The organism is Streptomyces sp. NPDC046716, assembly GCF_040645755.1.
In the GTDB taxonomy this organism is placed as follows: Bacteria; Actinomycetota; Actinomycetes; order Streptomycetales; family Streptomycetaceae; genus Streptomyces.
The window spans coordinates 63698-77162 of sequence record NZ_JBEYYU010000044.1 but is presented as its reverse complement, the minus strand read 5'-3'; the positions used below and the strand labels follow the sequence as shown (position 1 = coordinate 77162).

Annotated in this window: 11 protein-coding genes; 9 read left to right on the top strand and 2 right to left on the bottom strand. The window is 71.7% G+C overall.

Features of this window, described 5'->3' with window-relative positions:
- The first annotated feature begins 225 nt into the window (after positions 1-225).
- A complete protein-coding gene (locus ABZ930_RS28695; RefSeq protein WP_361553735.1) occupies positions 226-2400 on the top strand; it encodes a 3-hydroxyacyl-CoA dehydrogenase NAD-binding domain-containing protein in 2175 nt (724 codons plus the stop codon).
- A 61-nt stretch (positions 2401-2461) separates the two neighbouring features.
- Here the strand turns inward: ABZ930_RS28695 and ABZ930_RS28690 are convergent, their stop codons facing one another.
- The gene (locus ABZ930_RS28690) at positions 2462-3229 is read right to left on the bottom strand and encodes a MerR family transcriptional regulator (protein WP_361553732.1); all 768 of its coding nucleotides are present in this window, start codon (positions 3227-3229) and stop codon (positions 2462-2464) included.
- Between the two features lie 278 nt (positions 3230-3507).
- Here ABZ930_RS28690 and ABZ930_RS28685 point away from each other — a divergent pair, with 278 nt between their 5' ends.
- From ABZ930_RS28685 to ABZ930_RS28655, 7 genes are all read left to right on the top strand, one after another.
- On the top strand, positions 3508-4983 hold the full coding sequence (locus ABZ930_RS28685; RefSeq protein WP_361553730.1) for an amino acid permease: 1476 nt from the start codon (positions 3508-3510) through the stop codon (positions 4981-4983).
- 39 nt (positions 4984-5022) lie between these two features.
- Positions 5023-5544 carry a macro domain-containing protein gene (locus ABZ930_RS28680; protein WP_361553727.1) on the top strand — a complete coding sequence of 174 codons (522 nt, stop codon included), beginning with the start codon at positions 5023-5025 and terminating at the stop codon, positions 5542-5544.
- A 44-nt stretch (positions 5545-5588) separates the two neighbouring features.
- Complete coding sequence (locus tag ABZ930_RS28675) at positions 5589-5879, top strand: hypothetical protein (RefSeq protein WP_361553725.1); 291 nt, start codon at positions 5589-5591, stop codon at positions 5877-5879.
- Positions 5880-6000: 121 nt separating this feature from the next.
- On the top strand, positions 6001-6543 hold the full coding sequence (locus ABZ930_RS28670; protein ID WP_361553722.1) for a hypothetical protein: 543 nt from the start codon (positions 6001-6003) through the stop codon (positions 6541-6543).
- Positions 6544-6641: 98 nt separating this feature from the next.
- A complete protein-coding gene (locus tag ABZ930_RS28665) occupies positions 6642-7772 on the top strand; it encodes a histidine kinase (RefSeq protein ID WP_361553757.1) in 1131 nt (376 codons plus the stop codon).
- On the top strand, positions 7765-8439 hold the full coding sequence (locus ABZ930_RS28660; RefSeq protein ID WP_361553719.1) for a response regulator transcription factor: 675 nt from the start codon (positions 7765-7767) through the stop codon (positions 8437-8439). The genes ABZ930_RS28665 and ABZ930_RS28660 overlap by 8 nt, the downstream gene beginning before the upstream one ends.
- 60 nt (positions 8440-8499) lie before the next feature.
- Entirely contained in the window at positions 8500-9333 is an 834-nt protein-coding gene (locus tag ABZ930_RS28655) for an oxygenase MpaB family protein (RefSeq protein ID WP_361553716.1), read from the top strand.
- Between the two features lie 449 nt (positions 9334-9782).
- Here the strand turns inward: ABZ930_RS28655 and ABZ930_RS28650 are convergent, their stop codons facing one another.
- The gene (locus tag ABZ930_RS28650) at positions 9783-11261 is read right to left on the bottom strand and encodes a M1 family metallopeptidase (RefSeq protein WP_361553713.1); all 1479 of its coding nucleotides are present in this window, start codon (positions 11259-11261) and stop codon (positions 9783-9785) included.
- A 235-nt stretch (positions 11262-11496) separates the two neighbouring features.
- Between ABZ930_RS28650 and ABZ930_RS28645 the strand changes: the two genes are divergently transcribed.
- The gene (locus ABZ930_RS28645) at positions 11497-13464 is read left to right on the top strand and encodes a Xaa-Pro dipeptidyl-peptidase (protein ID WP_361553710.1); all 1968 of its coding nucleotides are present in this window, start codon (positions 11497-11499) and stop codon (positions 13462-13464) included.
- Position 13465: the final 1 nt, after the last annotated feature.

Genomic DNA, 13465 nt, shown 5'->3' with positions numbered 1-13465 from the left:
CCTCCGTAGCGTGCCGGGGGCCCCAACCCTGGCGAACTCAGGCGCACTGGTTACCCCTGAGGCATGCGCTTCGCGCAGCCTCCCCTGGGCGAGCGAAGCTCACCTCCAGGGGCGCGGGGAACTGCGCGAGCAACCCGCCACGACCCGCACACGGCACCACACCGCTCCCCCCTCCCCAGTAGCCGCCGCCAACCCCGCCGCACTTGACTTCACGGAGACACGAATATGACCGCCAGCACAACCATCCGCTGGGAACAGGACGACACCGGCATCGTCACCCTCGTCCTCGACGACCCCAACCAGTCCGCGAACACCATGAACCAGGCGTTCAAGGACTCCATCGCGGCGATCGCCGACCGCGCCGAGGCCGAACGCGACTCCATCCGCGGCATCATCTACACCTCCGCCAAGAAGACCTTCTTCGCGGGCGGCGACCTCAAGGACATGATGAAGGCGGGCCCGGAGGACGCCCAGGCCGTCTTCGAGACCGGCATCGGCATCAAGAACTCCCTGCGCCGCATCGAGACCCTCGGCAAGCCCGTCGTCGCGGCGATCAACGGCGCGGCCCTGGGCGGCGGCTACGAGATCGCCCTGGCCAGCCACCACCGCGTCGCCCTCGACGCCCCCGGCTCGAAGATCGGCCTCCCCGAGGTCACCCTCGGTCTGCTCCCCGCCGGCGGCGGCGTCACCCGCACCGTCCGCCTCATGGGCATCGCCGACGCCCTCCTCAAGGTCCTGCTCCAGGGCACCCAGTACACCCCGAAGCGCGCCCTGGAGAACGGTCTGGTCCACGAGGTCGCCGCCACCCGCGAGGAGATGCTCGACAAGGCCCGCGCCTTCATCGACGCCAACCCCGAGTCGCAGCAGCCCTGGGACAAGCCCGGCTACCGCATCCCCGGCGGCACCCCGGCCAACCCCAAGTTCGCCGCGAACCTCCCGGCCTTCCCGGCCAACCTCAAGAAGCAGCTCAACGGCGCCCCCTACCCGGCGCCGCGCAACATCCTCGCGGCCGCCGTCGAGGGCTCCCAGGTCGACTTCGAGACCGCCCTGACCATCGAGGCCCGCTACTTCACCGAGCTGGTCACCGGCCAGACCGCGAAGAACATGATCCAGGCGTTCTTCTTCGACCTCCAGGCGGTCAACTCCGGAGCCAACCGCCCCCAGGGCATCGAGCCCACCAAGGTGCGCAAGGTCGCCGTCCTCGGCGCCGGCATGATGGGCGCGGGCATCGCCTACTCGTGCGCCCGCGCGGGCATCGAGGTCGTCCTGAAGGACGTATCGGCCGAGTCCGCCGCCAAGGGCAAGGCGTACTCCGAGAAGCTCTGCGCCAAGGCCGTCTCCCGTGGCCGCACCACCCAGGAGAAGGCGGACGCGCTGCTCGCGCGGATCACTCCCACCGCCGACCCGCAGGGCGTGGCCGGCTGCGACGCCGTCATCGAGGCCGTGTTCGAGGACCCGTCCCTCAAGCACAAGGTGTTCCAGGAGATCCAGGACATCGTCGCCCCGGACGCGCTGCTGTGCTCCAACACCTCGACGCTGCCCATCACCGCCCTCGCCGAAGGCGTCCAGCGGCAGGCCGACTTCATCGGCCTGCACTTCTTCTCGCCGGTCGACAAGATGCCGCTGGTGGAGATCATCAAGGGCGAGCGCACCGGTGACGAGGCGCTGGCCCGCGCCTTCGACCTCGTCCGCCAGATCAACAAGACGCCGATCGTCGTGAACGACTCGCGCGGGTTCTTCACCTCCCGCGTGATCGGCCACTTCATGAACGAGGGCATCGCCATGGTCGGCGAGGGCGTCGAGCCCGCGTCGGTCGAGCAGGCGGCGGGCCAGGCCGGCTACCCGGCCAAGGTGCTCTCCCTGATGGACGAGCTGACCCTCACCCTGCCGCGCAAGATCCGGCAGGAGACCCGCGCGGCGATCGAGGAGGCGGGCGGCACCTGGGACGAGCACCCGGCGGAGGCCGTCATCGACCGCATGGTCGACGAGTTCGGCCGCACCGGCCGCAGCGGCGGCGCGGGCTTCTACGAGTACGGGGAGGACGGCAAGCGCGGCGCCCTGTGGCCGGGGCTGCGCGAGCACTTCACCAAGCCGGGCACGGAGATCCCGTTCGAGGACATGCAGGAGCGCATGCTCTTCTCCGAGGCGCTGGACACGGTCCGGCTCGTCGAGGAGGGCGTCCTGACGTCCGTCGCCGACGCCAACATCGGCTCCATCTTCGGCATCGGCTTCCCGGGCTGGACCGGCGGCGTCCTGCAGTACATCAACGGCTACGAGGGCGGGCTCGACGGATTCGTCGCCCGCGCGCGCGAGCTGGCCGAGCGCTACGGCGACCGCTTCCTGCCGCCCGCGCTGCTCGTGACGAAGGCCGAGAAGGGCGAGACGTTCAGCGACAGCTGAACCGTCCGCCCGCCGGCCGTGGTGGTGCGCCCCGCGACACGGGGCACACCACCACGGCCGCTCACCCGGCGCTTCTGAACGCGGTCCGCAGCTCGTCGCGCAGCGACCGCTGGAACGCCGTCACCAGCGCCTGCACCACCAGCGGCTGCATATGGGCCGACAGCGACCGCATCGCCGCCACGTGCCCGGGGTCCCCGGGAGCCGCCTCGCGCTCCCGGTACGGACCCCACACCTCTTCCTGGAAGAGCCGGGAGAGCGCGTGCGCCGTCTGCCGGGTGTGCTCCAGCAGGATCGTGCGCGCGGCGAGCAGCGTCTCGTGCGCGATCGGCACGTCGAGAAGCTGCACCCCGAGCCGCAACTGCCCCACGTCCACCCGGAACGCGTCGGGCTCCTCCAGGTACGTGATGACGCCCATCGCCGACAGCCGGTCCACGTCCGTGCCGGACAGCGTCCGCCCGCACCGCCGCTCCAGCTCCGCGTGCGGCATGTCCTCCGCCGCGTCCGGCGCCCAGCTCGCCACCAGCGCGCGGTGCAGGGCGAGATCGTCGGCGCTCAGGTCCCTCGGCAGCTGCTCCAGATAGCGCTCGATCGCCGACAGGGTCATGCCCTGGTGCTGCAACTCCTCGATGAGGCCGAGCCGCGACAGGTGCTCCTGACCGTAGTGGCCGACCCGGCGCGGGCCGATCACCGGCGGCGGCAGCAGGCCGCGCGTGCTGTAGAAGCGGATCGTGCGGACCGTGACGGCCGCCCGCGCCGCCAGTTCGTCGACGGTCAGCGTGGGCTCCGGTCCGGCCGGTCCCGCCCCGCTGTTCTCGATGTCGGTCGCCATGTCCGCCTCGTGCCTAGCTCTCGGTGCCGGTCGGGTTCAACAGTATTGCTGAGACACCGATGTTGTGAAACTGCCTTGTACGCTCGTTCCCGCAAGCGCGCAAGAGCCCTTCTCGCTATGTGAGAAGGGCCGCTATGTGATCTCCACCACCGCATTTCCGGTGATCTTTGGGGGAAGGTGCACAGTCGGTCCGCACACTGTCAGGGTGTCGCGGGCCGCCGTACTTCCGGACCCAGGGGGCCCCACGCCCCCACGCACCACAGAGCGGACACCCCCACGTGAGCAAGGACGCCGTGAACACGGCCGTGGACACATCCCCCACGGATGCGCCCAGTACGCCCGCCGACGCGGGCGACGCCGGTTACAGCAAGGCCCTCAAGAGCCGCCACGTCAACATGATCGCCATCGGTGGCGCGATCGGCACCGGACTCTTCCTCGGTGCCGGCGGCCGCCTGCGCGACGCGGGCCCCGCGCTCGTCTTCGCGTATCTGATCTGCGGAGTCTTCGCGTACCTGGTCGTGCGCGCCCTCGGCGAGATGGTCGTCTACCGGCCCTCCTCGGGATCCTTCGTGTCGTACGCGCGCGAGTTCCTCGGCGAGAAGGGCGCGTACGTCGCCGGGTGGATGTACTTCCTCAACTGGTCGATGACGGGTATCGCGGACATCACCGCGATCGCGCTCTACACGCAGTACTGGAGCGCCTTCACCTCTGTTCCGCAGTGGGTGCTCGCGCTGATCGCCCTCGCGGTCGTGCTCTCCGTCAACCTCGTCTCGGTGAAGTACTTCGGCGAGATGGAGTTCTGGTTCTCGATCATCAAGGTGGCGACGCTCGTCGCCTTCCTGTTCGTGGGCATCTTCCTGATCGCCACGCAGCACCCCGTCGACGGCCAGACACCGGGCCTGCACATGATCACCGACCACGGCGGCTGGATGCCCAGCGGCACCATGTCGGTGATCCTCGTGATGCAGGGCGTCGTGTTCGCCTACGCGGCCCTGGAGCTGGTCGGTGTCGCGGCGGGCGAGACCGCCGAGCCGCACAAGATCGTGCCGCGCGCGGTGAACTCGATCATGTGGCGCGTCGGCCTGTTCTACTGCGGCTCGGTGCTGCTCCTCGCCCTGCTGCTGCCGTCGTCCACGTACAAGGCGGGCGAGAGCCCGTTCGTCACCCTGTTCTCCAAGCTGGGCGTCGGCGGCATCGGTGACATCGTCAACCTGGTCGTGCTGACCGCCGCCATGTCGTCGCTCAACTCCGGCCTCTACTCCACGGGCCGCATCCTGCGCTCCATGGCGATGTCGGGCTCCGCGCCGTCGTTCACCGCCCGGATGAACCGCAGCCAGGTGCCCTACGGCGGCATCCTGCTGACGGCGGGCGTCGGCGTCCTGGGCGTCGGCCTGAACTACCTGCTGCCGGCCGACGCCTTCGAGATCGTCATCGAGATCTCGTCGATCGGCATCATCGGCACCTGGGTCATGATCATGATCGCGCACCTGGCGTTCGTCCGCCGGGCCAAGCAGGGCCTGGTCGAGCGCCCGGCGTTCCGGCTGCCCGGATCCCCGGTGACCGAGATCGTCACGATCGTCTTCCTCCTGCTCGTCCTCGGCCTCATGTGGAACGACGCGGAGACCGGCCGCAAGACGCTCAGCCTGATCCCGGTCGTCGCCCTGCTGCTCGTCGTCGGCTGGTTCCGCGCCCGCCGCAACATCGCCCGCAAGGCGGCCGCGGAGCCGGTGACCGGCGCGGCGAAGGACGAGTAGTCCCGGCCCGTTGTCAGTGCCCGCCCCTACGGTGGCGTCATGTCGGAGATCACGTACGTCCCGGGTGACGCCACCGCCCCGTCGGCGCGGGGCCCACGGCTGATCGTCCATGTCTGCAACGACATCGGCGGCTGGGGGAAGGGCTTCGTCCTCGCGCTCTCCCGCCGCTGGCCCGGGCCCGAGCGGGCCTACCGCCGCTGGCACCGCGAGCGCGCGACGAACGACTTCGGGCTCGGCGCCGTCCAGCTCGTCCAGGTGGACCCGCACACCTGGGTGGCGAACGTGGTGGGCCAGCGCGGCATCCGCACCGGCGGCAAGGGCGTCCCGGTCCGCTACGACGCCATCGAGCGAGGCCTGGCGGCGGTGGCCGGGCACGCGGCCGGGCTGGGCGCCTCCGTCCATATGCCCCGCATCGGCTGCGGGCTCGCCGGCGGCACGTGGTCGCGGGTGGAGCCGCTGATAGCGGAGCAGCTCGTGGCCCGGGGGATACCGGTGACGGTGTACGACCACGCCGGCCGACCCGCACCGAACCGGCCGTTCACGGCGCGAACCGGGCTGTGAACAGCACGAGTTGGTCCTGCGTACCGCGAGGGTAGGACACAGGCATGGCCCTGATTCCGTGGGACGTTCACCTCAAAACGGGGCAACTAGCCTCCTTCGCGGCTCTGCTGACGACCGCACTCGTCGGCTCGGCCCGGCTGCGGTCCCGGCGCCCCGAGCCCGCCCGCGCGGCCGCGCCGCCGCCACCACCGCCCGCGCCGTGTCTGCGGGCCCACGTCGTGCCGACCCACTCGGCCCCGGCCGACCCCGCGCACACCGCGGCCGTCAACGACCTGTGCACCCGGGTCTCCGAACTCGCCTCCGACCTGGCCAAGCGGTACGGGAGCGAGGGGTAGCGGGCGAGGCCGGTGGACCCGGCCGACGCACCGGGTGGACTCCGGACGGCCGGGCATCTCCACCTGTCGATCCACCCCTGGGTCCAGGCGTCGGAGGCCGCGCGTCAGCAGTCTTGGAGGCATGACAACCACCGACTGGATCACCGACATCGCCCTCGTCCTGGTCGTCTTCCGGCAGCTGCGGGAAGGCCGCCTCGACCTCAAGACCTTCCTGATCCCGCTCGGGATCGTGGCCTTCGTGGCCCACAGCTACCTCGACAGCGTGCCCACGGCGGGCAACGACCTGGTGCTGATCGGCGCGCTGACGGCCGTCGGCGCCGCGCTCGGCATCGCGGGCGGCGTCTACACCCGGATCCGCCCCTCCGGCGGCCACCTGCTGATCAAGGCCGGTGCCGTCTCCGCGACCCTCTGGGTGCTCGGCATGGGCGCCCGGATGGGCTTCCAGCTGTGGGTCGAGCACGGCGGAGCCGACCACGTCGCCCGGTTCAGCCTCGCCCACCACATCACCAGCGATCAGGCCTGGGTCGCGGCCTTCGTCCTGATGGCCCTCACCGAGGTCGTCACCCGGGTGGCCACGATCTTCATCCGGAGCCGTCTGGTCGCCCACGAGGGGCAGCCGGCGGCCACGGTCAAGACCGCCCCGGCCCTCGACCGCACGGCCTGACCGTGGGTTATGGTCACGCCGTGCCCGAAGCACCGAGCGCCCCCGAGACCCCGAACGCCCCCGGGCCGGCTCCGCACCAGGAGCCCGGCCCGCGGGTCGTGCCCACGCAGGACGCCCGGGTGCACTGGATCCTGACCCTGGCCGTCATCGTCTCGGGCTTCTGGACGATCCGGCCGCTGGGCCTCAGCGGCCGGGGCCTCGCCGTCGCCGCCCTCCTCGTGGTCAACTGCGTCGCCCTCGCGGCCCGCCACCTGCCCGAGGCGAAGGTCCCGCCACGCGTCGCCCTGATCTGGCTGACCTGCGGCGTCGTCGCCGCGGCCGCGTTGATCGGCGTCAGCCGCTCCGGCTCCAGCTATCTCTTCGCGTACTTCCTCGTCGGCCACATCGGCCACCGCCTGGAGACCCGGAAGGCGCTCATCCTCGCCGCGCTGTGCAGCCTGCTCTGCGGCGGCGTCCTGTACTTCCGCCTCGGCCCCGGCCACGACTTCCTGCCCTGGACGCTGGGCCTCACCACCGGCCTCCCGGTCCTGATGGGCATCGTCAACCGCACCCGCCACCGCGCCGTCCAGGCCGTGGTCGAGGCCGCCGAGTCCGCGGAGCGCGCCGCGCGGGCCGAGGCCCAGGCCGCCGTCCTCACCGAGCGCGGCCGGATCGCCCGCGACGTGCACGACGTCCTGGCCCACTCCCTGGCGGGCATCAACATGCAGCTCGAACTGGCCGACGCGCTCATCGACACCGGCGACCTGGAGCGCGTCCGCGAGGCGAACCAGAAGGCGCACAGCATGGTGAAGGAGAGCCTCAAACAGGCCCAGTGGACCGTGCACGCGCTCCGCGAGGACTCCCTGCCGCTCCTGGAGAGCCTGACGGCGATGATCGAGTCGTCCGGCCACCAGGACGCCCTCACCGTCACCGGGACCGTCCGCGAGGTGCCGTCCCGGGTCGTCCAGAACCTGCTGCGCATCGCCCAGGAGGCGCTGACCAACGCGACCCGGTACGCGCCCGGCGGCGACGTCCGCGTGGAGCTGGCCTTCGACCCGGCGTCGACGACACTGAGGATCCGCAACAGCCCGGCGACCCGCGCGGTGAGCGCGGGTGCCGGCAGCGGCATGGGACTGATCGGCATGCGGGAACGGGTCGCGCTGCTGCGTGGGACGATCACCGCGGGCCCGGTCACCGACGGACCGGACCAGGGCGGCTGGCAGGTGGAGGCAGTGATCCCCGATGAGTGAAGCGACGCAGCAGGACAGCGCCCAGAGGCCGCTGAGGGTCGTCGTCGCCGACGATCAGGCCGCCGTCCGCGAGCCGCTGGCCGCGGTCCTCGGCCTGGCCACGGACATCGACGTCGTCGCGGCCGCCGCCGACGGCACCGAGGTGCTCACCGCGGCCGCCGCGGGACCGGTCGACGTGGTGCTGATGGACCTGCGGATGCCCGTGATGGACGGCATCGAGACGACCCGCCGCCTGGCCGAGGACCACCCCGAGGTGGCCGTCGTCGTGCTGACCACCTTCGCCGACGACGACTCGATCCTGGCCGCCCTGAGCGCCGGGGCCCGCGGCTACCTCACCAAGAACGCGGGACGCCAGGACATCACCCGCGCCATCCGCGCCGCCGCCGCGGGACAGTCCGTCCTCGACCGCGAGGTCCAGGACCGGCTTCTCGCCACCGTCCGCACCAAGGCCCCGGCGCCCGGGCAGGACCTCCCCGACGACATCACACCCCGCGAGCGCGAGGTGCTCACCCTGATCGGCCAGGGCCTGCCGAACCGGGCGATCGCCGAGAAGCTCTTCATCAGCGAGGCCACGGTGAAGACCCACATCAACAACCTGTTCGCCAAGGCGGCCATCCGCGACCGCGCCGACGCCGTACGCCGCGCCATCGCGGCCGGTCTCGCCTGACCCACGCGTCGCATACTGGATCACAAGGCACAGCGCACCGCACGACGTCCAGGAAGCGGCATGAAACAGCACGACCCCGATCCGCCGCCGCCCCCGCCCGGCGGGATCCTCTGGGACACCGCGGGCGACATCCGCTCCCTGCTCGCCCTGCCCGCCGCGTTCGTCCTCCAGGTCGCGCACCCCGCGGTCGGCGCCGGGGTCGACGACCACTCGGTGTTCCGCTCCGACCCGTGGGGGCGCGGCGAGCGCTCGCTGACCTCGGTCCTGCTCTGGGTGTACGGGGGAGAGGCCGCCGCCGAGGAAGGGCGCCGGCTGCGCCGCGTCCACCGGGACATCCGCGGCACCGATCCGCGCGGTCGCCGCTACCACGCACTCACCCCGGCCCACTACGCGTGGGTGCACGCCACCGGCTATCCGGTCTCCCGGCGGGCCCGGCGCTACTTCGCCCGGCCGTTCACGCCCGAGGAGGACGAGCGGTTCTACGCGGAGTGGCTGATGGTCGGCCGGATCCTCGGGATCCACGACCGGGACATGCCGCAGACGGTCGGGGAGTTCTGGCCCTACTACGAGAAGATGCTCGCCCGCGAGATCGGGCCGAACGCGGTGGTCGCCGAGCTCACGGATGCCGGGCGGGTGATTCCGCCGCCGCCCGGATCGCGGCTGCTGCGTGTGTGCTGGCCGCTGATCCGTCCGGTGCTCGCCCGCGCCCTCCGCTTCCTGTCGATAGGGCTGCTGCCGCCCGAGGCGCGGGAGGCGATCGGACTCCCGTGGTCCGATCGCCAGGAGCGCCGGCTGCGCCGGTTCGCGGTGCTGGTGCGCTGGGTCGTGCCCCGGCTGCCCGAACGGTTCCGGTACCTCCCGCTCGCTCATCGGGCGCGGGCCGGTGCTGTCTGATCGCGCAGTCCGCCCAGCCCCCCCGACAAGGCGCCGAACGAAATGGCGCCGGACGGCGCGCGCCTCTCTTGACGAGATGCCGCACGAAGTGCGCATCTCAGGGGCGCGAGAAGCGGCCACCGGCCGTGGGACGAACGGCGGCCTGGAGACGCGGGAAGCGGCCACCGGCCTGCGGATGGTCGACGGCCTGGGGGGCGCGGGGAACGGCGCGAGAAGCGGCCACCGGCCGTGGGACGAACGACGGCCTGGGCGCACGGGAAGCGGCCGCCGGCCCGCGGATGGTCGGCGGCCTGGGGGCGCGGGGAACGGCGCGAGAAGCGGCCACCGGCCTGCGGATGGTCGGCGGCCTGGGGGCGCGGGGAACGGCGCGAGAAGCCCCACCGGCCCGCAGTCGACCGCCGACCCGACAAACAGCGCGGGGAACCGAGCCCCCCCCAGCCACAGACGGCTCAGTGCCCCCCGTGCACACCGTTCGTCGCGGCGATCGCCTTCCACGAGCGCGGCTGCTCAGGCCCCCCGACCGCCCGGAGCGACGAGGAAACAGCAGGCCGCGTCGGCTGATACAGCCAGGTGTCGAACAGCGACGCCAACGGCTTGCCGGAGACCCGCTCCGCGTAGGAGACGAAGTCGGAGACGGCGGCGTTGCCGTACGCGTGCGCCTGCGGCCAGCCCTTGAGGATCTTGAAGAACTTCTTGTCGCCGACCGCGTCGCGCAGCGCCTGGACGGCCATGGCCCCCCGGTCGTAGACGGCCGCGTCGAACTGGTTCTCGGCGCCGGGATCCCCGGGCTTCACGGTCCAGAAGGCGTCGTCCGCCGGGTGCTGCGCGTACGCGTAGTCGGACAGCTCCCGGGCCGTGCCCTCGCCCTCCTTCTCGGACCACAGCCACTGGCTGTAACGGGCGAAGCCCTCGTTGATCCAGATGTCCTTCCAGCCGCGTACGGAGACACTGTCCCCGTACCACTGGTGCGCCAGCTCGTGCACGACGACGGAGACGTTGGAGCCGTTCGCGAACTGCTTCGGGGAGTAGAAGGGCCGCGTCTGCGTCTCCAGGGCGAACGACGACGGCACGTTCGGGACATAGCCGCCCAGCGCCTCGAACGGGTACTTCCCGTAGACCGACTCCAGCCATTCGGCGACCTCGGCGGTGCGCTCCACGCTGGCCTTCGCCGCGCCCTCGTTGGCGCCGAGGTCCTTGCTGTAGGCGTTGACGACCGGAGTGCCGTCGGAGGTCGTGTCGGTGGTGATGTCGAACTTGCCGACCGCGAGCGTCGTCAGATACGTGGCCTGCGGGTGGACGGAGCGCCAGTTGAAGCGGGTCCAGCCCAGCTTCGAACTCTGCGACTGCAGCGTCCCGTTGGAGATCGCCTGGGTGCCGTCGGGGACCGCCACCGAGACGTCGTACGTGGCCTTGTCGAGCGGGTGGTCGTTCGACGGGAACCACCAGGCGGCGGCCTCCGGCTCGTTGGCGCCGATGCCGCCGTCGGGGGTGCGCTGCCAGGACGTGAAGCCCCACAGCTTCACCTCGGACGGCTTGCCCGCGTACTTCACCACGACCGTGAAGGGCGTGCCCTTCGGGAGCCCGGCCGCGGGCGTCACCTCCAGTTCCTGCTCGCCGGACCTGGCGAACGCCGCCTTCTTCCCGTTCACCCGGACCTCGCTCGCGGTGAGCCCGAAGTCGAGGTCGAAGCGTGACAGATCCTGGGTGGAGGAGGCGAGGATCGTCGCCGTGCCCTCCAACAGGTCCGTCTTCGGCTGGTACTTCAGACGCAGGTCGTAGTGGGAGACGTCGTAGCCGCCGTTCCCGTACGTCGGGTAGTAGGGATCGCCGATTCCCGAGGCCCCGGGCCGGAAGTCGGCCGCCGATGCCGGGATCGCCAGCAGCAGGGCGGCCGTGAGCGCGCCGGGAGCGATGAGTCTGCGGTACACGGAAAACTCCAAGTCGTAGGAACAGACCGGGGACCGACCGCACACGACCGGAGGGAACCGGCCCCGTGTGATCGTGTTCGCGACCCTATTCAGCACCCGGCACCTCGGTCATGTCCATGGCCCCTCCTGTCACACGATCGCCATTCGACCGACATGCGCCTTTACGCCCCACGCGCCTGTCGCAGCACGCCGATGCCCTCTGTCGCACGGCAGTTGACCCGTGTACCTTCCGGCCATGCCGATACCTGCCGGACGCATCCGCCGCCTCTGGACCCTTCTCGTGGGCGCGGCCGCCGCGGCCCTGCTCGCCGTGCTCGTCGCCCCGGCCGACGCCGTGGCCCGCACCGCCGGGCCGACCGAGTCCCGGCCCGTCTACTCCTACGAGAACGCCGTCCGCGAGTCCGTCTGGGTCGACACCCGGCTCGACGGCGACGGCGACGGCAGGACCGACCGGGTCGCCGTCGACATCGTCCGCCCCCGCGAACCGGCCGCGCAGGGCCGCAAGGTGCCCGTCATCATGGACGCCAGCCCGTACTACTCCTGCTGCGGGCGCGGCAACGAGAGCCAGCTGAAGACCTACGACGCACAGGGCGACATCGTCCAGATGCCGCTCTACTACGACAACTACTTCGTGCCGCGCGGCTACGCCTTCGTCGGCGTCGACCTCGCCGGCACCAACCGCTCCGACGGCTGCGTCGACGTCGGCGGCCGCTCCGACATCCGGTCCGCCAAGGCCGTCGTCGACTGGCTGAACGGCCGCGCCAAGGGATACACCACACGGTCGGGCGCCGAACGCGCCAAGGCGACCTGGACCAACGGCCGCACCGGCATGATCGGCAAGAGCTACGACGCCACCGTCGCCAACGGCGTCGCCGCGACCGGCGTCGAGGGCCTGGAGACCATCGTCCCCATCGGCGGCATCTCCTCCTGGTACGACTACTACTTCCAGCAGGGCGCCCCGCTCTACGACTCCGGCCCCGACTGGCTGTCGGGCTACGTGGAGAGCCCGGACGCCCGCGCCCGCTGCGCCGCCGTCCAGCAGCGGCTGGTCGACGGGGCGCCCCGCAGCGGCGACCGGACCTCGCTGTGGCAGGAGCGCGACTACGTCAAGGACGCCGCCAAGGTACGGGCCAGCGTCTTCGTCGTGCACGGCATGCAGGACCTCAACGTCCGCGCCAAGCACTTCGGCCAGTGGTGGGACGCGCTCGCGAAGAACGGCGTCGAGCGGAAGATCTGGCTGGCGCAGACCGGGCACGTCGACCCGTTCGACTTCCGCCGCGCCGACTGGGTCGACACCCTGCACCGCTGGTTCGACCACGAACTCCTCGGCCTGCGCAACGGCATCGACCGCGAGCCGATGGCCGACATCGAGCGCACCCCCGACCACTGGACCACCGACACGGTCTGGCCGCCGCGCGCGACGCGGACCACCGCCCTGCGGCCCGGCCCGGGCTCCACGCCCGGCGTCGGCACCCTCGGCCTGAAGCCCGGCTCCGGGACGGAACGGTTCACGGACGACCCGTCCCTCGGCGAGAGCGACTGGGCCGCACAGATCGACACCTCGACGCCCGGAAAGGCCGGCTTCATCAGCCGCCCGCTCGGCAAGGACCTGCGGCTCTCCGGCTCCTCGACGGTGACGGTCACCGCGACGCCGACCACCGCCACCGCCCACCTGTCCGCCGTCCTGGTCGACCTCGGCCCCGCCACGATCCGCGACTACGGCGGAGCCGGCGAGGGCATCACGACCCTCACCGACCGCAGCTGCTGGGGCTCCGGCACGACCGGCGACAGCTCCTGCTTCAAGAACACCGCGACGGCGACCGCCGACGTCGACTCGACCGTGTTCAGCCGGGGCTGGGCCGACCTCGGCACCTCCGCCGACCCCGGCCGGGGCCGCCCGCTCACCCCGGGCAGGGCCTACTCCCTCACGATCTCCCTGGCCGCCAGTGACCACGTCGTACCCGCAGGACACCGGCTCGCCCTGATCGTCGCGGGCACCGACAAGGACCTCATCGACCCGCCGTCCACCCGGCCGACCCTCACCCTCGACCTGCCGCGCACCGTGGCCCGCGTCCCCGTGGTCGGCGGCGCCGACGCCTTCGCGGCCGCCACCACCTCGGCCACGGCCGCGACCCCCCGGACCACCGGCGCCGACGGCGTCCGTCCGACACGCCCGCACCGCCCCGTCCCGGGAGGCGAGTGAC